Source organism: Lentzea sp. NPDC051838, from assembly GCF_040681245.1.
Taxonomy (GTDB): Bacteria; Actinomycetota; Actinomycetes; order Mycobacteriales; family Pseudonocardiaceae; genus Lentzea.
On record NZ_JBFAYI010000009.1, the window covers coordinates 12,157 to 34,765 of the forward strand.

The 22,609-nt window shown below is 69.3% G+C and carries 26 protein-coding genes; 16 read left to right on the forward strand and 10 right to left on the reverse strand.

Going from position 1 to position 22,609, the window contains the following annotated elements; genetic code table 11:
- Complete coding sequence (locus AB0M24_RS21495; RefSeq protein WP_363770321.1) at positions 1-576, forward strand: GNAT family N-acetyltransferase; 576 nt, start codon at positions 1-3, stop codon at positions 574-576.
- Here the strand turns inward: AB0M24_RS21495 and AB0M24_RS21500 are convergent.
- The 5 genes from AB0M24_RS21500 to AB0M24_RS21520 are packed head-to-tail and all read right to left on the reverse strand — an operon-like array spanning position 573 to position 5,423.
- Positions 573-1,862 (reverse strand): DUF58 domain-containing protein, encoded by a 1,290-nt coding sequence (locus AB0M24_RS21500; protein WP_363770324.1) that lies wholly within the window; start codon positions 1,860-1,862, stop codon positions 573-575. The genes AB0M24_RS21495 and AB0M24_RS21500 overlap by 4 nt on opposite strands.
- Before the next feature lies 1 nt (position 1,863).
- Positions 1,864-2,826 carry a MoxR family ATPase gene (locus AB0M24_RS21505; RefSeq protein ID WP_363770327.1) on the reverse strand — a complete coding sequence of 321 codons (963 nt, stop codon included), beginning with the start codon at positions 2,824-2,826 and terminating at the stop codon, positions 1,864-1,866.
- Positions 2,823-3,857 (reverse strand): DUF4350 domain-containing protein, encoded by a 1,035-nt coding sequence (locus AB0M24_RS21510; RefSeq protein WP_363770330.1) that lies wholly within the window; start codon positions 3,855-3,857, stop codon positions 2,823-2,825. Before AB0M24_RS21510 ends, AB0M24_RS21505 begins: the two co-directional genes overlap by 4 nt.
- A complete protein-coding gene (locus AB0M24_RS21515; RefSeq protein ID WP_363770333.1) occupies positions 3,854-4,450 on the reverse strand; it encodes a DUF4129 domain-containing protein in 597 nt (198 codons plus the stop codon). Before AB0M24_RS21515 ends, AB0M24_RS21510 begins: the two co-directional genes overlap by 4 nt.
- Complete coding sequence (locus AB0M24_RS21520) at positions 4,437-5,423, reverse strand: hypothetical protein (protein WP_363770336.1); 987 nt, start codon at positions 5,421-5,423, stop codon at positions 4,437-4,439. Before AB0M24_RS21520 ends, AB0M24_RS21515 begins: the two co-directional genes overlap by 14 nt.
- A 150-nt stretch (positions 5,424-5,573) precedes the next feature.
- Here AB0M24_RS21520 and AB0M24_RS21525 point away from each other — a divergent pair, with 150 nt between their 5' ends.
- Complete coding sequence (locus AB0M24_RS21525; RefSeq protein ID WP_363770339.1) at positions 5,574-5,906, forward strand: STAS domain-containing protein; 333 nt, start codon at positions 5,574-5,576, stop codon at positions 5,904-5,906.
- Here the strand turns inward: AB0M24_RS21525 and AB0M24_RS21530 are convergent.
- The 4 genes from AB0M24_RS21530 to AB0M24_RS21545 are packed head-to-tail and all read right to left on the reverse strand — an operon-like array spanning position 5,903 to position 9,918.
- The gene (locus AB0M24_RS21530) at positions 5,903-7,756 is read right to left on the reverse strand and encodes a CheR family methyltransferase (protein ID WP_363770342.1); all 1,854 of its coding nucleotides are present in this window, start codon (positions 7,754-7,756) and stop codon (positions 5,903-5,905) included. The two genes, AB0M24_RS21525 and AB0M24_RS21530, sit on opposite strands and share 4 nt — an antisense overlap.
- 10 nt (positions 7,757-7,766) lie before the next feature.
- Positions 7,767-8,504 (reverse strand): ATP-binding protein, encoded by a 738-nt coding sequence (locus tag AB0M24_RS21535; RefSeq protein ID WP_363770345.1) that lies wholly within the window; start codon positions 8,502-8,504, stop codon positions 7,767-7,769.
- Positions 8,501-9,307, reverse strand: coding sequence for a chemotaxis protein CheB (locus tag AB0M24_RS21540; protein ID WP_363770348.1), 807 nt, complete (start codon positions 9,305-9,307; stop codon positions 8,501-8,503). Before AB0M24_RS21540 ends, AB0M24_RS21535 begins: the two co-directional genes overlap by 4 nt.
- Before the next feature lie 29 nt (positions 9,308-9,336).
- Positions 9,337-9,918: a uridine kinase gene (locus AB0M24_RS21545; RefSeq protein ID WP_363770351.1), complete on the reverse strand. Its 582-nt coding sequence runs from the start codon at positions 9,916-9,918 to the stop codon at positions 9,337-9,339.
- Between the two features lie 37 nt (positions 9,919-9,955).
- Between AB0M24_RS21545 and AB0M24_RS21550 the strand changes: the two genes are divergently transcribed.
- The 7 genes from AB0M24_RS21550 to AB0M24_RS21580 all read left to right on the forward strand — a co-directional run bounded on the left by AB0M24_RS21550 (position 9,956) and on the right by AB0M24_RS21580 (position 15,185).
- Positions 9,956-11,305 (forward strand): replication-associated recombination protein A, encoded by a 1,350-nt coding sequence (locus tag AB0M24_RS21550; RefSeq protein WP_363770354.1) that lies wholly within the window; start codon positions 9,956-9,958, stop codon positions 11,303-11,305.
- Between the two features lie 30 nt (positions 11,306-11,335).
- Positions 11,336-11,722, forward strand: a complete 387-nt coding sequence (locus AB0M24_RS21555; RefSeq protein WP_363770357.1) for a RidA family protein — start codon at positions 11,336-11,338, stop codon at positions 11,720-11,722.
- Positions 11,723-11,793: 71 nt separating this feature from the next.
- Positions 11,794-12,294: a YbaB/EbfC family nucleoid-associated protein gene (locus AB0M24_RS21560; protein ID WP_363770360.1), complete on the forward strand. Its 501-nt coding sequence runs from the start codon at positions 11,794-11,796 to the stop codon at positions 12,292-12,294.
- Positions 12,291-12,590 (forward strand): hypothetical protein, encoded by a 300-nt coding sequence (locus AB0M24_RS21565; protein WP_363770363.1) that lies wholly within the window; start codon positions 12,291-12,293, stop codon positions 12,588-12,590. Before AB0M24_RS21560 ends, AB0M24_RS21565 begins: the two co-directional genes overlap by 4 nt.
- Positions 12,587-13,594: a hypothetical protein gene (locus AB0M24_RS21570; RefSeq protein WP_363770366.1), complete on the forward strand. Its 1,008-nt coding sequence runs from the start codon at positions 12,587-12,589 to the stop codon at positions 13,592-13,594. The genes AB0M24_RS21565 and AB0M24_RS21570 overlap by 4 nt, the downstream gene beginning before the upstream one ends.
- On the forward strand, positions 13,591-14,553 hold the full coding sequence (locus tag AB0M24_RS21575) for a DUF6346 domain-containing protein (RefSeq protein WP_363770369.1): 963 nt from the start codon (positions 13,591-13,593) through the stop codon (positions 14,551-14,553). The genes AB0M24_RS21570 and AB0M24_RS21575 overlap by 4 nt, the downstream gene beginning before the upstream one ends.
- A complete protein-coding gene (locus tag AB0M24_RS21580; RefSeq protein WP_363770372.1) occupies positions 14,550-15,185 on the forward strand; it encodes a maleylpyruvate isomerase N-terminal domain-containing protein in 636 nt (211 codons plus the stop codon). Before AB0M24_RS21575 ends, AB0M24_RS21580 begins: the two co-directional genes overlap by 4 nt.
- On the opposite strand, the gene AB0M24_RS21585 is transcribed toward AB0M24_RS21580, so the two are convergent.
- Positions 15,182-15,760 carry a GNAT family N-acetyltransferase gene (locus AB0M24_RS21585; protein WP_363770375.1) on the reverse strand — a complete coding sequence of 193 codons (579 nt, stop codon included), beginning with the start codon at positions 15,758-15,760 and terminating at the stop codon, positions 15,182-15,184. The genes AB0M24_RS21580 and AB0M24_RS21585 overlap by 4 nt on opposite strands.
- A 173-nt stretch (positions 15,761-15,933) precedes the next feature.
- Between AB0M24_RS21585 and AB0M24_RS21590 the strand changes: the two genes are divergently transcribed.
- The 7 genes from AB0M24_RS21590 (at position 15,934) to AB0M24_RS21620 (ending at position 22,425) form a co-directional block, all read left to right on the forward strand.
- Entirely contained in the window at positions 15,934-16,428 is a 495-nt protein-coding gene (locus tag AB0M24_RS21590) for a DinB family protein (protein ID WP_363770378.1), read from the forward strand.
- Positions 16,429-16,520: 92 nt separating this feature from the next.
- A complete protein-coding gene (locus AB0M24_RS21595; RefSeq protein ID WP_363770381.1) occupies positions 16,521-16,925 on the forward strand; it encodes a DUF948 domain-containing protein in 405 nt (134 codons plus the stop codon).
- On the forward strand, positions 16,922-17,191 hold the full coding sequence (locus AB0M24_RS21600; RefSeq protein WP_170155329.1) for a hypothetical protein: 270 nt from the start codon (positions 16,922-16,924) through the stop codon (positions 17,189-17,191). Before AB0M24_RS21595 ends, AB0M24_RS21600 begins: the two co-directional genes overlap by 4 nt.
- A 57-nt stretch (positions 17,192-17,248) precedes the next feature.
- On the forward strand, positions 17,249-19,918 hold the full coding sequence (alaS, locus tag AB0M24_RS21605; protein ID WP_363770385.1) for an alanine--tRNA ligase: 2,670 nt from the start codon (positions 17,249-17,251) through the stop codon (positions 19,916-19,918).
- The gene (gene ruvX, locus AB0M24_RS21610; protein WP_363770388.1) at positions 19,905-20,393 is read left to right on the forward strand and encodes a Holliday junction resolvase RuvX; all 489 of its coding nucleotides are present in this window, start codon (positions 19,905-19,907) and stop codon (positions 20,391-20,393) included. The genes alaS and ruvX overlap by 14 nt, the downstream gene beginning before the upstream one ends.
- The gene (mltG, locus tag AB0M24_RS21615; RefSeq protein WP_363770391.1) at positions 20,390-21,607 is read left to right on the forward strand and encodes an endolytic transglycosylase MltG; all 1,218 of its coding nucleotides are present in this window, start codon (positions 20,390-20,392) and stop codon (positions 21,605-21,607) included. The genes ruvX and mltG overlap by 4 nt, the downstream gene beginning before the upstream one ends.
- Positions 21,607-22,425, forward strand: coding sequence for a shikimate dehydrogenase (locus AB0M24_RS21620; protein WP_363770394.1), 819 nt, complete (start codon positions 21,607-21,609; stop codon positions 22,423-22,425). Before mltG ends, AB0M24_RS21620 begins: the two co-directional genes overlap by 1 nt.
- Positions 22,426-22,609: the final 184 nt, after the last annotated feature.

Consider the following 22,609-nt stretch of genomic DNA (forward strand, 5'->3'; position numbering starts at 1 on the left):
GTGCCTCATCTCGTCAGCCCTGTCCGCTCCGCCGGCACGCTGCGGAGTCTGAGCCAGCCCTCCATCACCTCACACGGCCTGGTGCTGAGGCCGTGGCGTGCCGACGATGCCGATGCGGTGCGGTCGGCGTTCCGCTGCCCGGACATCCAGCGCTGGCACGCGCGGCGCATGGACTCGCGGGAGGAGGCTCTCGCCTGGATCGAGGACTGGCGGACGTGCTGGGCCGACGAACGGAACGCCAGCTGGGCGGTCACCGGCTGGGACGACCGTCCGATGGGCCAGGTCGGCCTGCGCGCCATCTCGTTGTTCGAGGGGGCCGCCTACCTGTCGTACTGGGTGTTGCCCGAAGAGCGGGGAGCAGAGGTCGCGGTCGACGCGGCGAGCACCCTGACCAGGTGGACCTTCGACGTCCTCGGCTTCCACCGGGTCGCCCTGAAGCACTCGACGGACAACGTGAAGTCGTGCCGCGTCGCCACCAAGCTCGGGTTTCCCGTCGAAGGCACCCTGCGGAGCGCCCTGCACTACGTCGACGGATGGCATGACGCACACCTGCACGCATGCCTGCGCACCGACTAGAGCTTGCCCGCGGCCTTCAACGACAGGTAGCGGTCCGCGAGCGCGCGTGGCAGCTCGTCGGGGAGTGCGTCCACAACGTCGACGCCGTGCCGTGCGAGCAACGCGGTCAGACGGCGGCGTTCGGCCAACGTGCGTTCCGCAGCAGCAGCGCCGTAGACCGCCTCCAGATCACCGCGCCCGGCAGCCATCGCGTGCACAGCGGGATCCGAAACCGAGGCGATCAGCAGCCGGTGCCGCGAAGCCAAGGCGGGCAACAGAGGCAGCAAGCCGTGCTCGATCGACGGCTCCAGCGACGTCAGCAGCACGACCAAGGAACGACGACCGGCCCGGCGCAGCACCTCCGCCACCATTCCCCGCGCGTCGAACTCCACCAGCTCGGCTTCCAGCGGTGCCATCGCCTGCACGAGCACCGGCAAAGTCGCCCGAGGCACGGAAGCGCGCACCTTGGTGCTGAACGCGAGGAAGTCGACCTGGTCCCGAGCCTGCGATGCCAAGGCGGACAACAACAACGCGGCGTCCATGGACGTGTCGAGCCGCGGCAGGCCACCCAACGCACCCTCGACGCGCCCCGCGGCGGTGCGGGCGGTGTCGAGCACGATCGTCACCTGACGGTCGCGTTCGGGACGCCACGTCCGTACCACGACGTCCGACGAACGAGCCGAGGCACGCCAGTCGATCGAGCGCACGTCGTCGCCGATCACGTAGGCGCGCAACGAGTCGAACTCCGTGCCGGCGCCGCGGATCAGCGAAGCCCTGCGGCCGTCCAGCTCGCGCAAACGTTCCAGCAGCGGCGGCAGGTGCCGTCGGCTATGGAACGGAGGCAACGCGCGCACGGTCCACGGCACCGCATGGGAGCCCTGCCGCGCCGCGATTCCCAACGGGCCCACGGAACGCACGGTCACACGGTCGGAGACACGGTCGCCGCGTCGCACGGGCCGCAGGTCGAACGAATAGGTCCGTGAGCCGCCGGCAGGTACGTCGACACGAACACGATCGGCAACCACACCGGCTGAAGGCGCCCATGCGTCACGAAGAACGCCCCGTACGCGCCGGCCGGAGTTCCGCACGGTCAACGACACCGTGCACAGCTCGCCCGTGCGCACCGAAGTCGCCCCGGCGCGTACGAAGGTGAGCCGCCGCACCCCGCCCGCCAAGGCCAGGTCAATCATAACGCACAGGATCAGCACGCCGAGCAAGGCCAGAATCCCTTGCCACGACGGCAAGAGCAGTCCGACGACCAGAACACCGATGAGCGCGAGCAGCCCCGCGCGGCCCGTGAGCGCCACGTCAGCGCGGCACCTGGACCGCGCCGAGCACGCCGTCCAGCACGCCGTCCGTCGTCACGCCCTCCAGCTCGGCCTCCGGACGCAGCTCCAGACGGTGCCGCAAAGCCGGACGTGCCAACGCCTTCACGTCGTCCGGCGTCACGTAGTCGCGCCCGGACAACCACGCCCACGCCCGCGCGACAGCCAGCAACGCCGTGGCACCACGCGGCGAAACCCCAAGGCGCACAGCAGGAGACTCTCGCGTCGCCCGGCACACGTCCACCACGTAACCGATGACCTCAGGCGCCACGGTAAGAGAACGCACTGCCGCTGCACCGGCGTCCAGATGCGCGGCCCCTGCCACCGGAGACAGTCCCGAAAGATCACGCGGATCGAAGCCCGAAGCATGCCGCGTCAGCACGTCGATCTCGTGCTCGCGCGCCGGAATCGGCATGGTCACCTTCAGCAGGAACCGGTCCAGCTGCGCCTCGGGCAGGGGATAGGTGCCCTCGTACTCCACCGGGTTCTGCGTCGCGATCACGATGAACGGCGACGGCAACGGCCGGGTCTTGCCGTCGGCCGACACCTGCCGCTCCTCCATCGCCTCCAGCAACGCGGCCTGCGTCTTCGGCGGCGTCCGGTTGATCTCGTCCGCCAGCAGCAGGTTCGTGAACACCGGCCCCTCGCGGAACGAGAAAGCCGCGTTGTGCGAGTCGTAGACCAGCGATCCGGTCAGGTCACCGGGCATCAGGTCCGGCGTGAACTGCACGCGGGTCGTCGACAGGTCCAGAGCGCGCGCGAGAGCCCGCACCAGCAACGTCTTCGCGACGCCCGGCACACCCTCCAGCAGCACGTGTCCCTTGCACAGCAACGCGAGGATCAACGACGTCACAGCCGCGTCGTTGCCCACCACGGCCTTGCCGATCTCCGTGCGCAACGCCACCAGCGCGGTGCGTGCTTCCTCGGTCGAAACGGTGACAGTCATCCCCTGCGAACCTCGTTCTCCAACGCGTCGAGCTCCGACACCAGCGCGACCAGCCCCCGGTCGTCCACCGGCTCCTGCGAGTACAGCAAAGTCTGAACGTCCACAACGGACCGTGAGGTTCGGCGAGCGATCTCCGCGGACAGCTCCGAGCCCAGCGGCAGCCCCAGCAACGGCGCGAGCCGGTCGCGGGAAGCCTGGCGCAGCACCGCAGCGGCATGGGAGGCGGCGTGCGAGCTCCGGTACAGCCGGGCGCGCCCCTCGACGGTCTCGGCCGCGCGCACCACCACCGGCAGCCGCTCGGTGACCACCCGGCCGAGCCTGCGCGCCCGCCACAACGCGATCACCACGGCCGCGATGCCGAGCTGCCACGCGCCGAACTTCCAGCCGTCCGGGACCAGGTCCGTGAACGACTTCTGCTGCGAGCGGTCGGCGGCCGACGGCATGTACCAGACCAGCCGCGGGTGCTGGCCCAGCAACGACAACGCCAGCGCCGCGTTGCCGTCCGAGTCGAGGTCGCGGTTGGTGAAGATCGCGCCGAACCCGAGCGTGGTGACGCTCCCGGTGCGGACCAGAGTCGAGTCGTAGCAACGCTGTTCGCCTTCGTAGACGAACCCGCCCATCTTGGCCGCGCCCGCCTTCTCCGCCAGCGGGCAGCCGGGCGAGCGGGTGTCCACCGTCACCCGGCGCGCACCAGGGGCCGACGGCGCGAGCAGCACGGTCGACGACGCGCGGCGACTCAGGTCCGCGAGCCGCGCCGGGTCGATCAGGTTCGGCTGCGGCACGAACAACGTCGCGCCTTCGACGGAGGAAGCGTCCTCGGTGCGTTCGACCCGCACCCCGTTCTGCTCCAGCAACGCCACCACGGCGTGGCTGCCCTCCGGCTGGTACGAGCGCGGGTCGAGCGAACCACCCTCACCAGTGCCGCGCAGCAACGTGACCACGACCGCCGTGAACAGGATGATCACACCGATCAGCAACGGTCCGCGCGCGGCGGTCCAGATCCGCCCGGCGCCGGGGGACACCGCCGTCATGCGCGCACCCTGTCGTCCACGGAGACCAGCCGCTGGTACCCCTGCGTCGTGGCGGGCAGGCCGCCGTACCAGACGTCGTCGAACTGCACGGCCGCACCGCGCAGGTCGTCCGCGAGCGCCGGAAGTGCCTGTCCCGCCTCGAAAGCCACCTCGTCCACCGTGCGACCGGCCCGCGGGTCCAGCACGCCGCGCTGCTCCAGTTCCCGCACCACGGCGCGGAACCGCTCGCGCACGGCCTCGGCCAGCTCACCGGCGGCCGCGGCGCGTTCGGCGGCGGCGCGGTGCTCGGCCGCGGTCAGCACGACGTCGAACACGTCACCGGAACGCGACGCGGCGCGGATCGTGCGGCCGACGCGGAGCCTGATGACGATCACGATGATCACCGCGAGCACGACCAGGATCGTGGTCGCGGTGATGCCGCTCATGCCGGCCACACCCGCGAACACCTCGTCCAGCTGCTTCAGCACCCAGTTGAACGCGCGTTCGATCAAACTCGGATCGTCGGAGACGTACGCGGGGTCGCTGAGCTCCCGTGCGGCCGCCTCCCTGGCCTCGTCGCGGCCGAGATCTACCGGTACGTCAGATACCGCCATTGCCCGCGGCCCGCTGGAGTTCGATGTCCATGCCCTCCGCGCGCATCCGGCGGTCGACGTAGACCAGCACGTTCACCGCGGAGGTGAACGGCAGCGTGATCGTCGAGGCGATGATCCCGCCGATCGCCGACAGCACCAGCGAACCCGCGCTCAGCGCCGCCGTCGGGTCGTCGGAGAAGCCGGTCGTCGCGGCGCCGAGCAGGCCGAACGGGAGACCGATGATCGAGCTGATCACCCAGCTGATCACGGCGGCGAGCAGCAGGATGCCGAACGTCCGCCACCACGCGCCGTTCACGAGCGCGCGCGAGCGGCTGAACGCGGTGCCGACGCCGCCGCGCTCCAGCACCACCACGGCGCCGATGAGCGAGAACATCACGCCCACCCAGATGCCGGGGATGATGCACAGGACCACGCCGACCATGATCACGAGCGTGCTCAGCAGCGTCGCGCCGAGCAACGGCAGCAGACGCGGCTTGAACTCGTCCCACGCCTGCGCGAACGTGACCGGCCTGCCCAGCACCGCGTGGCCCACGACCACGGTGATGAAGCCGGACAGGAACACCGTGCCGATCAGCGCCAGGACGAGGCTGAGCGCGGTGCCGGTCAGGAAACCCGTGATGCCCTTCAACGCCCGGTCCACGATCTCCTGCTGGGTCGCGGTGTTCGGGTCGAGCGTCGCGGCCGCGGTGAGATCCGCCAGGAACGGCAGCTGCACCAGCAGGCCGACGATGTTGGTGATCGCGGCGACGACCGCGGCAGCGCCGAGCAGCAGCACCGGGTACTTGCGCATCGTCGTGATCGCGCCGTCGATGATCTCGCCGACCGCGAGAGGGCGCAGCGGGATCACACCGGGCTTGATCGTCGGCTGCGGACCGGGCGGCGGCGGCGCGTAGTAGCCGGGAGGCGGCTGCGGCGGCTGCTGCGGCTGGTTCGGTTGCTGGTCGGGTGAGGACCAGCCGGGCGTTTCGGACATCTCGGCTACCCCCGGGTCGTCGTGTGAGCGGCATCCTGCCAGACCGGTGCCCTGGTCACAGCGCAACACGGGAGATCATCCGATCACGAATCGGGCTCGGCGGGTGGCCCCTTCCCGGCCGCAATACAGTGGGCGCGAAGGAGGTGGTTCGTGCCGGACTCCGCCCCGCTCGAGCTGAGCGCGTTGAGCGACGGTGCCGCGACCACCGTGCACATCGCGGGAGAGATCGACCTCGCGACCGCGGACGAGGTGCAGTCGTTCCTGCGCGAGCAGCTCGACGGCACCACCGAGGCCATCACGCTCCGGCTGGCCGAGGTCACCTTCATCGGCTCGGAAGGGCTCAGGATCCTGATCTGGCTGCGGGCCGAGTGCGCTCGCCGGCAGGTCGGCCTCGTCGTCGGCGACTGTTCCCCGATCGTGGTGCGGACGTTCGGCCTGTGCGGGCTCACCGAGGTGTTCCTCGGCGAGCAGGACACCGCCTAGTCCTCCTGCTGCTCCATCACCAGGATCGCGCCGCCGGGCTGGCCGTCGTTGCCGTGCAACGAGCTGCACACCACCCGGACGCGCACCTCGCGGCCACGCCGGTTCACGGCGGTGACCTTGACCTCCTCCATGAACCTGACGTCGCCGAGCGCCGAGCGCACGACCGGGCGCAGGTCCGCCACCGGCAGCCCGATGTCGAGGTTGAGCAGGTGCTCGCCCACCGCCTCGTCGCGGCGCAGACCCCACAGCTCCTCGGCACCGGTGTTCCACGCGAGCACCCGCATCTGCACGTCGAGCACCACGACCCCGGCCCGCAGCGAGGTGAGGATCGACTCCAGGAACTCGTTGACCTGGTCCAGCTCGGTGGTGCGCTCGCGCAACGCGTCGTTGATCGTCTGCAGCTCGTCGTTGGTGGACTGGAGCTCCTCGTTCATGGTCTCCAGTTCCTCGTTGGTCGACTGGAGCTCCTCGTTGGTCGTCTCCAGCTCCTCCACAGTGGACTGGAGCTCCTCGTTCGTGGTCTCCAGTTCCTCGTTGGTGGACTGGAGCTCCTCGTAGGCCGACTCGAGCTGGCGGTTGGCGTGCTCCAGGTCCTCGAGCAGCCTGCGCGCGGATGTCACGTCGTGGAAGACGACCGAGACGCCGAGGATGGTGTTGTCCGAGCCGACCAACGGGTTGAGGTGCACCTCGAACCACAGCGACTCACCGGTGCTGCGCAGCCACTCGACGTCCTTGACCCGCAACGACTTGCGCTCCAGCCGGGCCTGCTCCACGTACCCGCGCAGCTCTACCGGGCGGTAGGAGATGTCGAGGTCGCGCAACGGCCGGCCGATGTCCTTGGACGAGATGCCGAAGGTGTTCTCGGCCTGCCGGTTGGCGAGCGCCACGACGTCGTCCGCCGTCACCACGACCTGGGCGACCGGGCTCGCGGAGAACGCGTGCTCGCGCAGCTCGTCCATGCCGCGCAGGTCCACCCTGCGGTCGTGGACCATCGTGTGGGAGACGAAGTGCGCGGCCACGCCGTGCCCGGTGGTGGCCTTGCGGAAGATGCGCCGCTTGAGGTCGATCGGGTCGAAGATGCGGCTGTGGCTCAGCAGCATCTCGGCCTTGCCCAGGAAGAGCAGGCCCTTGGGGGCGAGCGCGAAGTGGAACCGGCCTAGGATCTTGGCCTGCGTCTCCTGGTTGAAGTACATCAGGGTGTTGCGGCAGACCAGGAGGTCGATGCGGGAGATGGGGGCGTCCTGCACCAGGTCGTTGCGGCCGAAGATGACCGAGCGGCGCAGGTCCTTGCGGAAGCTGTACCGGCCGTTGGTGTGGTCGAAGTACTTCTCGACCAGCTCGGGCGGCACGGCCTGCACGTCGCGTTCGACGTAGCTCGCGTGACGGGCATGCGTGAGCGCCTCGGCGTCGACGTCGGTGGCGTAGATCTTCACCTGCTGCCGGAACCGCTCGGGACCCACCGCCTCGGCGAGCGCGATCGCGAGGCTGTACGCCTCCTCGCCGGAGGCGCAGCCCGCGCTCCACACCCGGATCGGGTCGTCCGGCCCGCGTTCGGCCAGCAGCGAGGGGATGACCTCCTCGCGCAGGTAGGTCCAGGCGTCCGGGTCGCGGAAGAACGCGGTGACGTTGATGAGGATGGTGTTGAACAGGATGCCGAACTCGTCGGCGTTGACCTGCAGCTGGTCGATGTAGTCGGGGTAGGTGTCGACGCCCGCCTGCGCCATCCGGTGCCGGACGCGCCGCATCAGGCTGGTGCGCTTGTACCCGGTGAAGTCGAAGCCGCGCGACTCCTTGAGGTAGTTCAGGACCTCTTCGAAGTCGTGGTCGGGGATCGGCTGGCCGTCACTCACGAGGCAAAAGTTACTCGCCCGCGTGCCGGTTTCGCGGGAGCACCGCCCACACGACCTTGCCTCCTCCGGGGTAAGGCGAGTTGCCCCACGCCAGGCACATCTGGGCGACCAGCTCCAGCCCTCGCGGGCTGTTCTCCGTCGTGAGCACCGCCGGGCGCGAGTCCTGGTCCCGCACCGAGACGGACAGCGCCTCCGGCCGCAGCTCGAGTCGCAGCAGGCATTCCGAGCGGGCGTGCCGGAGCGCGTTCTCGACCAGTTCACTCGCGATGAACACCGCGTCACCCGTCAGCGGGACCACGCCCCACCGGGCACAGGCCTCCCTGGTCTCGGCGCGCGCGACGGTCGCGGAGGTGGGCGAGCAGGGCAACGTCACCCGGTGGAAGCGACGCGGCGGGGGCCGCTCCAGCAACGCCAGCGCCGCCGGTACGTCCGCCGCGGTGGGGACGAACCGCTGCACTCCGCTGCGGCGCAGGTCGTGCTGGTGGATCTCCGTCTCGGACGTGAGCACCACCGGGATGTCCGGCCACTGCGAGACCTTCACCGAGACCGCGGTGAACACCGCGAGCATGGCTCTGCTCGCGACATCGAAGTCGTGACCGAGCCTGATGACCAGTGCCCGCGGGTTGTCGGCGGCGCACTTCAGCAGGCCGTCGCGCAGCGCCGCGTAGGTGCTGAGGTCGAGTCTGCCCGTCGGTGTCACGACCGTCACGCCGTTCAGCTCGGTCGTCCTGACGCTGATGCCTTTCATGCACCGGTCTCCTCGCGGCGGCTGCCCCCCAGCAGATACTTGCGGAGAACGTCGGCCGCGGCCAGGGCCTCCGCCTCCTGCCTGGCGTACCGCTCCGCCACCAGGCCGAGCCCCGCGTCCCGCGAGTGGCCGATCATGCCCCTGGCCAGCGCGACCTTCTCCTCCAACGTGCGCACCGCGGTCCACATCGCGCTCTCCAGGCCGTCGGTGGACCGCCTCGGTGGCGATGAGTGTTCACCCGGCTCGCGGACGAGCCCGGTGATCACCCCGCCGAGCCTGGCGACCGGTTCGACGTGGTCGACCTCGACGTGCTTGAGCACGTTCGCGGGCATGCCGGGGCAGCGCGCGTCGTCCGGTGCCTGCACCACGGTGATGCCGCCGCGGTTCTTGATGGCCGCCATGCCCCCGGTGCCGTCGGACAGCGCCCCGGACAGGATCACGCCGATCACCCCCGCGCCGCGAGTGACCGCGGCGGACCGGAACAGCGCGTCGATGGCGGGCCGGTGGCCGTTCTGCGTGGGTCCCGTCGACAGCCGCAGCACCTCGTCCTGGACCAGGACGTGGTGATCGGGCGGCGCGACGTGCACGTGGCCTGTCTGCAGCGGCATGCCCTCCTCGACCGCGCGGACCGGCAGGGCACCGCTGCGCCGCAGGATGAGGGGCAGCGCCGACGACCCTCCCGCGGGCATGTGCAGCACCACGACCAGCGCCGCCGGCAGATCCTCCGGCAGCCTGGAGACCAGGGTCCGCAGTGCCTCGACACCTCCTGCCGAGGCCCCGACCACCACCAGGTTTCGCTGCACGAGGGGTCGGGTACCCGCCCTCCGGGCTCTTACACCTGTGAGAGCTCTGTTCGTGCACGGGAGGGTGTCGCGCGGCGCATCCCGGCGTCGAGGCACCTCCTGACCACCTGCGGCTGCTCGCGCATCAGCCGCAGCCCGCGCCGGATCAGGGTCGCGACCGGCTTGCGGGCCTCGGCGACGTCCCTGGCGAACCTCCGCACGAACGTGACCGGCGGGCTCGGCGCCAGCACGATGGCGTCCTTGAGCACTCCCGCTTGCCTGGCGCCGTCGACCAGCAGATCCGCGAACAGGCCCTCGGCGATGAACGCGGGGGCGTCGCCCAGCTCGATCGTCTGGGTGCCGACCGCGCGGTCCTCGCTGATCGAGTACACGGGCGCTTCCGTCTTGCCGGTGTTGGAGAGCTCGATGACGGCCTTCAACGCCTTGTCGGCGTTCCACGAGTCGATCGCGTCCCAGTCCGCGCGCCCGTGCTCGTCCCGCGGCAGCTTCGGGTCGTCGCCGTCTCGGTAGAAGTCGTCCAGGCGCAGCACGGGCCAGCCGAGGTGGGCCGCGAGCGTCGACTTGCCGGAGCCGGAGGGGCCTGCCAGCAGCACGGCACGGGGGATGGGCACGAGACGCGATTTTCGCACATGTCCTAGAGTCGAACGCATGAGCGAAGGTCTGTTCGACGAGGGCCTCTTCGGCGCGACCGACGAGGAGAAGGCCGAGCGCATCGCGGCCAACGCCCCGCTGGCCGTGCGGATGCGTCCGGCCACGCTGGACGAGGTCGTCGGTCAGGACCACCTGCTCGGGCCGGGCGCGCCGCTGCGCCGTCTGGTGGAGGGCGCGACTCCGGCGTCCGTGATGCTCTACGGGCCTCCCGGGACCGGCAAGACGACCTTGGCGACGCTGGTGTCGCGGGCGACCGGGCGCCGGTTCGTGGCGCTGTCGGCGTTGTCGGCGGGCGTCAAGGAGGTGCGGGCGGTGATCGACGAGGCTCGCCGCCGGTTGGTGCGGTCCGGCGAGTCGACGGTGTTGTTCATCGACGAGGTGCACCGGTTCTCCAAGACGCAGCAGGACGCGTTGCTGGGCGCTGTCGAGGACCGGATCGTGCTGCTGGTGGCGGCCACCACCGAGAACCCGTTCTTCTCCGTGGTGTCGCCGTTGCTGTCGCGGTCCTTGGTGTTGCAGCTCAAGTCCTTGACCGACGACCACGTGCGTGCCGTGATCCGGCGGGCGGTGTCCGACTCGCGCGGTCTCGACGGTTCGGTCGTGGTGGAGCCGGACGCGGAGGACCACCTCGTGCGGCTGGCGGGTGGGGACGCGCGTCGTTCGCTGACCGCACTGGAAGCGGCGGCGGACTCGGCGGTGGCGTCGAACTCCGGCGTGATCACGCTGGCGCTGCTGGAGTCCACTGTGGACAAGGCGGCCGTGCGCTACGACCGCGACGGCGACCAGCACTACGACGTGACGTCGGCGTTCATCAAGTCGATCCGCGGCTCGGACGTCGACGCCGCATTGCACTACCTGGCGCGGATGATCGAGGCGGGGGAGGACCCGCGGTTCATCGCGCGGCGGCTGGTGATCCACGCCAGCGAGGACATCGGCATGGCGGATCCCACCGCGTTGCAGACCTGCGTCGCCGCGGCCCAGGCCGTGCAGCTGATCGGTCTGCCCGAGTGCGCCCTGAACCTGGCGCAGGCGACGATCCACCTCGCCACCGCGCCGAAGTCCAACGCCGTGACGACCGCCATCGGTGCCGCGATCGCCGACGTGCGCAAGGGCGCTATCGGTGCTGTGCCACCACATCTGCGCGACGGCCACTACGCGGGCGCGGCGAAGCTCGGCAACGCGCAGGGGTACCGGTATCCGCACGACGTTCCAGAAGGTGTGCTGACCCAGCAGTACGCGCCGGACGACCTCGTGGGCCGCGACTACTACGAGCCGACGGCCCGCGGTGCCGAACGCGCGGTGGCCGAGCGGTTGCCGCGGTTGCGCCGGGTGATCAGGGGCGAGTAATTCGCTTGGCCCCGGTCGCATGATCGGCCCATGGAACTCGTGCCGCACAACCCCACCGACGGCATCTACCGCGCCACCGACGACTACGTCCACGCCATGGAGGTCCGCGGTGCCGAACGCCTGCTGTTCGTCGCGGGCACCATGGGCCTCGACCCGTCCGGAGCACCCGGCGCCGACCTCGCCGAGCAGCTCGACCTGGTGTGGAACAACATCCGCCGGATCCTCGCCTCGGCCGGCATGACCGTCGGCAACATCGTCCGCCTCACCAGCTACCTGCGCGACGCCTCCTACGCCGAGGCCAACGGCGCCGCACGCGTGCAGGCACTCGGAGGGCGTGCCGTCCCGACCACCGCGATCGTCGTCGGCACGCTCGTCAGCGACTGGCTGGTGGAGATCGAGGTGGTCGCCGCCGGGTGAGTCGGTGGCGTTGGGCTGTGCGGAGTAGGCTCCGATCGCGTTGAGTGAGTGGACGTGTACTGGGGGCTACCGTGACTGATCCCGACCAGATCCTGGCGAACTACGAGGGGACGCTCGCCGAGGCACAACGCCGCAGTGACGCGATCCGCGAGACGCTGGCGACGTTGCAGGTGACCGAGCGCAGTGCGGACGGCCAGATCTCGGTCACCGTCAACGACGCCGGCAACCTCGTGGACCTCCGGCTCGGCAACGCCCTGCAGCGCAAGGACGGCGACGCGGTCGGCCGCGACGTGCTGCGCGTGGTGCAGGCCGCGCAGGGCAGGGTGGCGGCGGCCGTGCAGGAGGCCATGGCGCCGCTGATGGGCGCCGACTCCGAGGCGATGCACATGATGATGGACAAGCTCCGCAGCGCCCAGCCGCCCGCGGAGCCCGAACGTCCGTCGTGGGGCCCGCAGGAGTCGGGTCTGGGCCGGATCGAGGACGACGCGCCCCGGGCCTCGCGCCCGCCGCAGCCTCCCCGCCGTCCCGACGACGAGGACGACGACTTCGGCGACGGCGGGTACCTGCGATGACGCACTCCAGCAGCGAAGCGGAGATGAAGGCCCACCTCGGCAAGCTCGACGACGTCGGCGCCCGCATCAACACGGCCGTCACCTCCGCGAACGCGACCATGGACCCGATGGCGTTCGGACTGCTCGGCATGCCGTTGGCGGGCATTTGCGCGGCGGCCGCGGCCATCGCCACCAACGCCATCGAGAAGGCCTCGGACTCGGCCGTCGAGCACTACCGCGAGTTCGCGGACATGGCCCTGCACATCAAGTCCAACGACGAGGCCCACGCCGCGAACCTCGACGGGATGCACCGATGAGCAATCCGCTGCGCATGGAAGGTGAGGGCACCAAACTCACGGAAGGCACGGGCCTCGTGCACGACGTGAGCGAGACCGTCACCGCGATCGGCAAGGGGGACTGGGCTGAGGGCCTGATGAACGCGGCCGGAGCTGCCACCGGCATCGCGGGCGTGTTGGCCGACCCGCTGGCGGCCCTGTTCAGCGCCGGGTTTGGCTGGCTGATGGAGCACATCCCGTTCCTCACGGAACCGCTCGACTGGCTCACCGGCAACCAGACCCAGCTCGACTCGATGTCGAAGACCTGGGGCAACATCTCGAACCACCTCGAGCAGGTCTCCACCGACCTCAAGAACTGGGTGAAGATCGACTCGGGTCAGTGGCAGGGCCAGGAGTTCCGCGCCTACGAGAGCTGGGGCGTCGATCGCGCCGACACCTATGGTTCGGTGGCCAAGGGCGCGCAGGGCATCTCCGTCCTGATCAACATCTGCAAGACGATCCTCAACGTCGTGCGCGGCATCGTCCGCGACCTGATCTCCGAGTGCGTCGGCAAGCTGATCAGCATGTGCATCCGCTGGGCGCCGGCGATGGCGGCGTTCGGCGCGGGGGTCGCCGGCGCCATCGCCGAAGGCATCGCGACCGCGATCAAGTACGCCAACAAGGCGATCGGCTGGTGCAAGAAGCTCACGAAGGCCTTCAGCAAGGCGGGTTCACTGTTCAAGAAACTCGACGACCTGCTCGGCAAGGCCATGGCCGGCATGGAAAAGGCTGCGAAGTGGCCGAAGGCGCAGGTCGACGGCTTCTACGTGGCGAATGCCATCAAGAGCCTGCCAACGAACGCGGACGCGCTCAAACACGGTGTGAGCGAGGCGAAGAAGCATCTCGTCGAAGGGTTGAAGGACGCTCCGGCGAGTTCGGTGCCGAAACTCGGGATCGATCTGGGCAAGGAAGCGGGCAAGGTGTTCGACAGCCAGTCCGGCAACCTGTTCGACTCGGAACCCGAGCAGAAGAAGCAGGGTGGATGAAGCTGATCCGTGCGCTGGGCCTGCTGTTCGTCTTCTTCGTCATGCCGCCGCTCGGCTACCTGACCGCGGCGACTGTCTGGACCCACCTCGGTGACCAGATCGAGGTCAGCGGCACTGCTGCGGCGAACGAAACGCTCCGCGGCGTGGCGAGGTCGTGCGAGCGGCAGGACCCGATCACGCTCACCGGTGGCTTCAAGGCCTGGTACATCTGCCAGGTCGACGTCAGCGCGCACGGAGGGCCGTCGCGCAGGATGGAGTCCCGCGGCTTTCTCACGCCGGACGACATCGGGAAATCGGTCCCCGTCGGCACCATCCACAACGGCAAGGATCTGGTGGCGGACAGGGATTACCTGCGCTACCCCACGCTCGCGCCACTGGCGCTGGCCGGGACCGTCATCGGCTGGGTGCTGCTGATGGCGGCGATGCTGTGGGTGTTGAGCCGCAAGCACATGCCGAGGCTCTCCTCCTCACCCGAGGAGATCGCGCAGCACGTGCGGAAGCAGTTTCCCGACGAGGAGAAGCCCGCCGACGAGGTGTACGTCCGCGGCCGGAAGAAGTGGCTCAAGGGTTCGTGGGTCTTCGGCCTGCTGGTGCTGAGCGTGCTCGGCACCATCGTGTACTCCGGCGACGCGTTCGAAGGCGACACCACTCAGACCGTGCTGGCCGTCGCCTCCTGGTCCACGCCGGTCCTGCTCTTCCTCAACGCGCTGCGCAAGCTCTTCTTCTGGCCCGCCGTCACGATCTCCGCGTCCGGAGTGGAGTGGACGGGCGAGAAGCCGTCCTGGGCCGAGATCGAGCTGGTTCGGTTGTCGGCGCGGCACGAGCTGACGGTTCAGCGCACGGGCGGCACCCCGCAGCGGGTCGGCCGTTTCGGACCTGAGCAGGCCGACGAGATCCACAGGGCGATGCGGAAATACGGCAAGACCGCCGCGTACAGGCGCGTAAGTTCGGCACGGTGACGATCAGAGACGACTTCCTGACCACGGCCCGCATCGCGCTCGACCTCATGCGCCACCGGCAGGTCACCGAGAGCTGGGACAAGCCGAGCGCCCTGCCCGAGTTCGGCGTCAGCGGGCTCGTCGGCCACATCGCCTACCAAGCGCTGCCCGTACCGAAGATGATCAGCACTCCGTTGGGCGACGAACCGGTCGTCACGCTGATGGAGCACTACGCGCGCGCGAACTGGACCGAGCTCGACGTCAACGACGAGTTCCACACACGGATCCGCGCGGGTGGCGAGAAGCTCGCGGCGGACGGTCAGAAAGCGTTGTGCGACCAGTTCGAGCAGACGCTGGACGAACTCGAGAAGATGTTGCCACAACAGGAGAACCGGCCGGTCAGGATGCCGCACTGGGGCCCGTGGGCGGTGTCGCTGGACGAGTACCTGGTCAGCCGCCTGATGGAGTTCGTGGTGCACAGCGACGACCTCGCGTGCAGCGTCGGCCTCGACACCCCGGAGTTCCCGCGCCACGTCAACGAGACGGTGATCGACCTGCTCACGCGGATGGCGCTCAACCGGCACAAGGCCATCGACGTCGTGCGCGCACTCAGTCGCAAAGAGCGCGCACCGCAGGACATCACGGCGTTCTAGCGTTTGCAGATCATCAGCAGGGAGAGCTTGCCGGGCAGCATGATCTCGTCAGTGCCCACGAACCCGCCTGCCTCGAACGACCTGATGGCGCGCATGTTGCGCACGTCCGGGTACATGACGATGCGCGTGCAGTGGGGGTCGGCCTCGAACAGCGCGTCGGTGAGCCGGGGGAGAAGCGACCGCACGAGACCGTGGTCGGTCATCGCGAGCTCACCGACCGCCACGGTCAGGCCGAGGTCGTGGGGCCGCGCCGGGTAGCACGACGCGACGACGTCCCGCGCCGCCCGGTACACCTCCGAGTAGATCACCGGGCGGCCGTGCCAGCTGATCAGCAACGGCCGGACGTCGTCGCCGGCGAGGTGATCCGCCAGCCGCTGCTCCCACCGCTGCAAGGTCCAGGCCCGCCGCGCGAACGCCGCGACGTGCGGTGCCTGGTTCCAGCGGTGGATCAGGTGCAGGTCGTAGCCGTCGGACCGCGCGACGCGGGCGTCCCAGGGCGCGCTCAGCGAGGGGACCGGCGGGGCTCCTGCCGTGACCTGCCTCCGATAGGAGTCCAGGTGCGATACCGGCTTCACAGGGCCTCCTGCACGAGTCGACTTAGGGTTGCCTTACTTCAACTGCGCAGAGCCGCCGGTGTCAAGCCCTCTGTGACGGGTATTTCACAGGCAGTGACCGGGCTGAGTCAATGAGTGGTCCGTTCCAATTGGTTTTCCCGTGCGGCCGGGCCGGCTTCCCGTACGTTCGGGGCATGCCGGAAACCCAGCGCGAGCCGGTCCCGCGCGTCGACACGGGCGAGCTCGACGTCGCCCACGCGTTCCTCAAGTTCCAGCGCCACTGCGTCATCAAGAAGACGGAGGGGCTGACGGAGGAACAGCTCCGCACGCCGCTGGTCGCCAGTGGAACGTCGCTGCTCGGCCTGGTCCAGCACCTCGTGGAGGCCGAGCGGTACTGGTTCGACCACCACCTCGCCGGCAACGACTGGTCGGAGGAGGGCGAGTTCGGCATGGACGTGCCCGCGCACGTCAGTCGGGACGAGGTGATCAAGGCGTACCGGGCGGCGATCGCGGACAGCGACGCCGCCATCGAGGCGGCCGGGGATCCCGAGGCGCCCATGGCCATCCCGGTCGACGGCAACACGAAGTCACTGCGCTGGGTTCTCGCGCACATGACCACGGAGACGGCCCGGCACGCGGGTCACGCGGACATCCTCAGGGAGCAGCTGGACGGCGTCACCGGTCGCTGAAGATCAACACCTGGTGCCGCTCATTTGGGTGTCGGACCCACCCGGTAATCTCACCGGCAATCAAGCCACCACGCCGGTCACCAGGAGGATCCGTGTCGCCAGGGCAGATCGCAGCGCTGGTCGCCGCCGGTGCGTTCGTGCTGCTCGTCATCGTGCTGGCGATCGTGGCGGTCAAGGCTGCGCGGTTCTTCGACGAGGCCACGATCGCGATGCGCAAGGCGCACGAGAACACCGACCCGTTGTTCTCCGAGGCCAACACGACGCTGACGCACGTGAACACGCAGCTGGAGCGCGTCGACGGCATCACGGCCAACGCGCGCGCCGTCACCGGCAACGTCTCCGCGCTCACGAGCCTCTTCACCGCCACGCTCGGCGGGCCGCTGGTCAAGGCCGCCGCGCTGTCCTACGGCGTGAGCAAGGCTGTGAAGGCCCGTCGCAAGGCCGCCGAGCAGCCCAACAAGCACGCCAAGCGCCGTCCGAAGAGGAGTGCCCGATGAGCCGCCTCTTCTGGTTCGGGCTGGGTGCCGCGGCCGGTCTCTTCGTCGCGAAGAAGGCCAGCGAGGTCACAAAGCAGGCGACTCCCGCAGGTATCGGCGCTAACGTGGGCGAAGGCCTGCGTGAGCTCGCGGGCGCCATCGGGTCCTTCGGGGCCGAGGTGCGCGCGGGAATGGCCGAACGGGAACAGGAGTTGCAGGAAACGGTGGAACGTCAGACGGGATTCACGCCGGGGCGTCGAGCGCCCAGGGCGAACGGAAAGCACTAAGACCGTTCGCCAGACAAGCGCGCCATGACAACTCCCCAGCAATAAAAGGAACTTCCCGTGCAGACCCACGAGATCATCAAGCGTTTCCGCGAGCACTTCGAGCGCAACGGGCACAAGTACATCCCGTCCTCGTCGCTGTTGCTCGACGACCCGAACCTGCTGTTCGTCAACGCCGGCATGGTGCCGTTCAAGCCGTACTTCCTCGGCGAGGCCCCGCCGCCCGCCCCGCGGATGACGAGCATCCAGAAGTGCGTGCGCACGCCCGACATCGACGAGGTCGGCAAGACGACGCGCCACCTCACGTTCTTCCAGATGGCCGGCAACTTCTCGATCGGCGACTACTTCAAGGAAGACGCCATCCGGTTCGCCTGGAGCCTCGTCACGGGCTCGGTGGACGACGGCGGCTACGGCTTCGACCCCGAGCGCATCTGGGTCACCGTCTACGAGACCGACGACGAGGCCATCGAGCTGTGGCAGAAGATCGCCGGGTTGCCGACCGAGCGCATCCAGCGCCGTGACGGCAAGGACAACTACTGGGACATGGGCGTGCCCGGTCCCGGCGGCCCCTGCTCGGAGATCTACTTCGACCGCGGCCCGGAGTACGGCAAGGAGGGCGGCCCCGTCGTCGACGAGGACCGCTACCTGGAGATCTGGAACCTGGTCTTCATGCAGGACGTCCGCGGCGAGCTGAGCCCCAAGGAGGGCCACAAGCCGATCGGGTCGCTGCCGGCCAAGAACATCGACACCGGCATGGGTGTCGAGCGCGTCGCCTACCTGCTGCAGGGCGTCGACAACGTCTACGAGACCGACCTCGTGCGCGCCGTCATCAACAAGGCCGAGGAGCTGTCGGGCCGCAAGTACGGTGCCGACGAGGTCGACGACGTTCGTTTTCGAGTCATCGCCGACCACGCTCGTTCCGGCGTCATGCTGGTCGGCGACGGTGTCACCCCCGGCAACGAGGCCCGCGGCTACGTGCTGCGCCGCCTGCTGCGCCGCATCGTGCGCTCCGCCCGCCTGCTGGGCGTCACGGAGCCGGTGCTGGTCCAGTTCGCCGAGGTCGTCCGCGACGCCATGGGTCCCGCCTACCCCGAGCTGGTCAGCGGCTTCCCGCGGATCCAGCAGGTGCTCAAGGCCGAGGAGGACACGTTCCTCCGCACGCTCGACGCCGGGTCGCGGATCTTCGAGAACGCCGCCGCCGAGGTGAAGGCCGACGGCCGTGCCACGCTGCCGGGCGACCGCGCCTTCCAGCTGCACGACACGTACGGCTTCCCGATCGACCTCACGCTGGAGATGGCCTCCGAGGCCGGTCTGAGCGTCGACGAGGACGGCTTCCGCAAGCTGATGGCCGAGCAGCGCGCCCGCGCCAAGGCCGACGCCTCCGCCAAGAAGACCGGCCACGGCGACCAGACCGTGTACCGCGAGCTGCTGGAGCAGGGCCCGACCGAGTTCACCGGCTACACCGAGCTCGCCTCCGAGGCCACGCTGCGCGGCATCGTGCTGAACGGCCAGCGGGTGAAGACCGCCAAGGAAGGCGACATCGTCGAGGTCGTCCTCGACCGCACGCCGCTCTACGCCGAGTCCGGTGGCCAGGAGTCCGACGCCGGCACGATCGTCACGGGCAACGCCGAGCTCGAGGTGCTCGACGTGCAGAAGGTCGCCCGCAAGCTGTGGGTGCACCAGGTGCGCGTCGTCAACGGCGAGGTCAGCGAGGGCGAGCACGTCGAGGCCCGCGTCGACCCGGAGTGGCGCGTCGGTGCCCGCCAGGGTCACTCGGGCACGCACGTCGTGCACGCCGCCCTGCGCCAGGTGCTCGGCCCGTCGGCCCTGCAGAGCGGTTCGTACAACAAGCCCGGCTACCTGCGTCTGGACTTCGCCTGGACGGGTGGTCTGTCGAACGAGGCCAAGAGCGAGATCGAAGAGGTCTCGAACCTGGCCGTGCGCAAGGACCTGCCGGTCAGCATCGTCTACACGGACATGGCCGGTGCCCAGGAGCTGGGTGCCGTCGCCCTGTTCGGCGAGACCTACGACGAGACCGTGCGCGTCATCGAGATCGGTGGCCCGTGGTCGCGTGAGCTCTGCGGTGGCACGCACGTCGAGCACTCGTCGCAGATCGGCCCGATCACCCTGCTGGGTGAGTCGTCGGTCGGTTCCGGCGTGCGCCGCCTGGAGGCTTACGTCGGCATCGAGGCCATGCGGTTCCTGGCCAAGGAACGCGCCATCGTGCAGAACCTCTCCGACATGCTCAAGGTCGGCTCCGATGGCCTGCCCGAGCGGATCGAGTCCCTGGTCGAGCGGCTGAAGGTCGCCGAGAAGGAGCTCGAGAAGGTCCGCGCCGCCCAGCTGCTCGGCAACGCCGGGTCGCTCGCCGACAAGGCCCTGGACGTCCGCGGCCTGTCGCTGGTGGCCCTGGGCCTGGAGGGCGTGTCGGGCAACGACCTGCGCACGCTCGGTGGCGAGGTCCGCAACCGCCTGGGCAGCAAGCCGGGTGTGGTGGCCCTGTTCTCGGTCGACGGCGACAAGGTGAGCTTCGTGGTCGCCACGACCGCCGCCGCCCGCGACCTGGGTCTGGCCGCCGGCAAGCTCGTGCCGGTGTTCGGCCCGGCCATCGCCGCCCGCGGTGGCGGCAAGCCGGATCTGGCCCAGGGCGGCGGCACGAACCCCGCCGGTGTTCCCGAAGCCATCTCGGTTCTCACGAACGAACTGGACAAGGTGCTTGAGCAGCGCTGACGTCCCCGGCGTCGACGACCCGGGCCTCGGAAGGAGGCTCGGCGTCGACGTCGGATCGGTTCGAGTGGGAATTTCTCTCAGCGATCCGAGCGCGTTTTTGGCCACTCCGCTGGTTACTCTCCAGCGTGACGAGAAGGGCGGCTCGGACCTCACCGAGCTCGTACGTCTCGTGGCCGAGCATGACGTCGTCGAGATCGTGGTCGGCCTGCCCAAGACACTGGCGGGGCGCCACGGTCCGGCAGCCGAGGCGGCGACCGCGTACGCTGCCGCCTTGGCCGGACGTGTGGCCCCCGTGCCGGTCCGGTTCAGCGACGAACGACTGACGACGGTCGTGGTGAGCCGGGTGCTGGCGCAGCGCGGTGTGAAGGGCAAGAAGCAGCGTGCCGTGGTCGACCAGGCTGCCGCTGTCGAGATCCTGCAGTCTTGGCTGGACGCACGGGCACGCTCTGTTGCCGCCCGAAAGGACGAGGTGTGAGCGACGATCTCGGGTTGTTCACCGACCCTGACGTGGACGAACGTCGTCCGGTGAAGCGCGACCGACTGCGCGACACGGCTCGTGAGAAGGCGAAGAAGCGCAAGAAAACAGCCCTGTGGCTGGTCATCGCGCTGGTCCTCGTCGCGGGCCTGGGTGGTGCCTACTACGGCTACCTCGAGCTGCGCGGCATCGGCTCGTACGACGACTACACAGGCAGCGGCGAGGCCGACGCCATCGTCGAGGTCCAGGACGGCGACGTGGTCAGCGTCATCGCCTCCACCCTCTACGACAACGGCGTGATCGCGTCCGCCCGTGCCTTCACCGAGGCCAGCAAGACCGACAACCGCGCGACGTCGATCCAGCCCGGCTTCTACCTGATGAAGACGAAGATGTCGGGTGAGCAGGCCGTGGCCCGCATGGTCGACCCGAAGACGCGCGTCCCGGCCGTCCAGGTCGTCGGCGGCCTCAAGCTCACCGACATCAAGGTGGGCGACAAGGTCGTCAAGGGCATCTACTCCCTGCTGGCCGACGCGAGCTGCACGGAGAAGGACGGCGCCAAGAAGTGCCTGACCGTCGACGAGATCAAGGCCGCCGCCGAGCAGACCGACCCGGTCGCTCTGGGCGTGCCGGACTGGGCGCTGGCCGACGTGAAGCGCGCCGAGCCCCAGTACCGTCTCGAAGGCCTGATCATGCGCGGCGTCTACCAGGTCAAACCCGGTGTTTCCGCGGTTGAGCTGATCCGCAGCGTCGTCGTCGCGTCCGCCCAGAAGCTGGCCGGCGTGGGCATCCCGGGTGGCACCATGAACACCGGCTTCCGCCCCTACGAGATCCTGGTCATCGCCTCGCTGGTGGAGAAGGAAGCCATCGAGAAGGACTTCGGCAAGGTCTCCCAGGTGATCTACAACCGCCTGAAGAAGCCGATGATCCTGCAGTTCGACTCGACGGTGAACTACCTGAAGAACCAGCCGCACATCCGCACCTCGGACGCGGACCGCGGCACGCAGAGCCCGTACAACACCTACGAGACGCCGGGTCTGCCGCCGACCCCGATCGGCTCGCCCTCGCAACAGGCCATCGCCGCCGCGATGAAGCCGGAGGGCGGCGACATCATGTACTTCGTGAAGTGTCAGACGGACGGCACGTCGTGCTTCTCGACGACGCTCGAGGAGCACAACGCGAAGGACCAGAAGGCTCAGAAGGACGGCGTCTACTAGTGCTTCGTGCGGCTGTGATCGGTTCGCCGATCGAGCACTCCCTGTCGCCTGTGCTGCACAACGCCGCTTACGCCGCGCTGGGTCTCGACTGGGAGTACACGCGCCTGGAGTGCTCCGAGTCCGACGTGCCTTCGCTGGTCGCCTCCCTGGGGCCGGAGTGGGTCGGGCTGTCGTGCACGATGCCGACGAAGCGCGCGGCCCTGGCCGTGGCGTCGTCGGTGACTCCACGGGCGATCGCCGTCGGTGCGGCGAACACGTTGGTGCGCACTGAATCCGGGTGGCACGCCGACTGCACCGATGTGGACGGTGTCGTGGGTGCGTTGCGGGAGAAGGGTTTCACGGGCGGATCGTCCGGTGTGGTGATCGGCGCGGGTGGTACGGCCACGGCGGTGCTGGCCGGGTTCGCCTCGCTGGGTGTGTCGTCGGTTTCCCTTGTGGTGCGCGAACCTTCGCGTGCCGGTGAGGCTGTCGCGACGGCTGCGCGCGTCGGTGTTTCCGTCGAGGTGCTCGCTCTGTCCTCTGTGGACCTCGGTGCGCTGGCCGCCGCTTCGGACGTCCTGGTGTCGACGGTTCCGGCCGAGGCGACCGTGCCACTGGCCGCTGCCCTCGCGCGGGCCCCGTACGTGCTGGACGTGATCTACCACCCGTGGCCGACGCCGGTCGCGTCCGCCGTCGAGGCCTCGGGTGCGCGGCTGGCCACAGGGCTCGACATGCTGCTGCACCAGGCGTTCGGCCAGGTGGAGCAGTTCACCGGCAAGCCGGCGCCGCAGGACGTGATGCGCGAGGCGCTGACCGCCGAACTTGCCTCACGTTCCTAGGATTCCATCACTTTCGTCTACATCGGGCGCCGTGCGATTCCGGCGTGCGCTGTCCTGTGGTTGCCTGGGCATGACTCGTTTGGCTCCGGACGATGGCCGATCGTCCCGGAACCATCGCATGCCGGTGGCCTTGCCTCGAAGGACGCCGGCGGGCGGGACGCACGGGTGTGTCCGCCGGGGACTC